This window comes from Terasakiella pusilla DSM 6293, from assembly GCF_000688235.1.
GTDB lineage: Bacteria > Pseudomonadota > Alphaproteobacteria > Rhodospirillales > Terasakiellaceae > Terasakiella > Terasakiella pusilla.
This window is the reverse complement of sequence record NZ_JHYO01000081.1, coordinates 1-1,465: the sequence shown is the minus strand read 5'-3', so window position 1 is coordinate 1,465 and position 1,465 is coordinate 1. Positions and strand designations below refer to the sequence as shown.

Genomic DNA, 1,465 nt, shown 5'->3' with positions numbered 1-1,465 from the left:
ATGACATAGTAAAGTATCCTCCACTTTAGTGCAGCAGGTCCAGAAATTGTTTGCTGAAAAAAGAAGATCAAGATAAAAGACTGAAACTCGATTTCAAAAATGCATTTGAGTTGGATTGAATGATGACGCGTACTTTACAGAACATAGCTCTAGTAATAGCCTCAATAGCCTTTGTCTTTTTTGCTTTTGAAATATTTTTTCGTTTTTTGCCCGTTAATTCAGGGCTTGCTCTTCAGCCTGTAAGTAAAAGTCAGCCTTACCTTAAGGCAAGCTCAAACTTCAATTATGTATACTCTAAGGGAAGCGCCATGCAAATTCCCAATAAGGGCCGAGTTAATGCTCAGGGTTTTGTTCATGATGAAGATTATATTTTTTCACCAGATAAGCCCTTACTCGCCGTGTTTGGAGATTCTTATGTCGAAGCCTTAATGGTGCCTTTCAAGGAGACTATTACCGGAATCTTACATGAAAATTTGGCAAGTAAGGGAAGCGCATATTCTTTTGCCTTTTCAGGGGCACCACTAAGCCAATACTTAATGTGGGCTGAATATGCGAAAAATACCTATAAGCCAAGTGCTGCAATTTTTGTTATTATAAGTAATGATTTTGACGAAAGCTTGCTAAAGTATAAATCCATGCCGGGTTTTCATTATCTTAGAGAAATAAATGGCACCCTATCTCTTGAAAGGGTTGATTATAGTGTTAGCTCATTTAAACGTTTGGCTCGAAAGTCTGCTTTGTTGCGATATTTGTTCTTAAATTTGCAGATTGAAAACATACCCAGTTTCATTTCAAATTTTTTTACATTTAGAACAAGTGAAAAAAAATTTGAAAATAATATGCCGGTAGTAGCGCCATTGAAGAAAATTGAGGATTCGCGTCGGGCTATTAACTTCTTCTTAGAAAAGGTAAACTTTTATACGGGCTTACCTAACGATAAAATTTTATTTGTTGTCGATGGGTTACGTAGTCAGATTTATGCAGGCAAAGAAGATACTTCTTCTTATGCTGCACAGATGTTTGATTTTTTCATTCGAGAAGCACAGGAAATGGGATTTTCTGTGGTGAATATGCAACAAGTTTTCCAAGATGACTATAAAATCAATCAAAAACGTTTTGAATTTGACGTTGATTACCATTGGAATAGTTATGGGCATGAAAAAGCTGCGGGTGCTGTTATAAAACATCCAATGTTTCAAGCATTATATGACCCTGCTCCCTAGGCTCAGGACTCATTGATTGAGATAGAAGATGAAAGCAGCGGCGATACAGATTGTTGAGAAGTATGTGTGAGCACAGCGGTCATAGCGAGTTGCGACACGTCGCCAATCCTTGAGTTTGCCAAACATATTTTCGACTTTATGACGCTGTGGACCCGTTCCCTAAAAGTGGAGAGCACTTTCTCCGTTTAGGCGACCTTCATTTCGAATTGCATTGGACTGATATTTCCTAAATATGAATGTCG

At 37.7% G+C, this 1,465-nt stretch carries 1 protein-coding gene and 1 pseudogene; one reads left to right on the top strand and one right to left on the bottom strand.

The window, feature by feature from the left end:
- Window positions 1–119: 119 nt before the first annotated feature.
- On the top strand, window positions 120–1,223 hold the full coding sequence (locus tag Q397_RS0120215) for an alginate O-acetyltransferase AlgX-related protein (protein ID WP_038015115.1): 1,104 nt from the start codon (window positions 120–122) through the stop codon (window positions 1,221–1,223).
- A 9-nt stretch (window positions 1,224–1,232) separates the two neighbouring features.
- Here Q397_RS0120215 and Q397_RS24920 read toward each other — a convergent pair.
- Window positions 1,233–1,370: pseudogene (locus Q397_RS24920) on the bottom strand (IS5/IS1182 family transposase); the annotation flags it as partial.
- Window positions 1,371–1,465: the final 95 nt, after the last annotated feature.

Excerpts from the sequence above, each read along its gene's own strand:
- Q397_RS0120215 (WP_038015115.1), top strand. The coding sequence starts at position 120 with ATGATGACGCGTACTTTACAGAACATAGCTCTAGTAATAGCCTCAATA.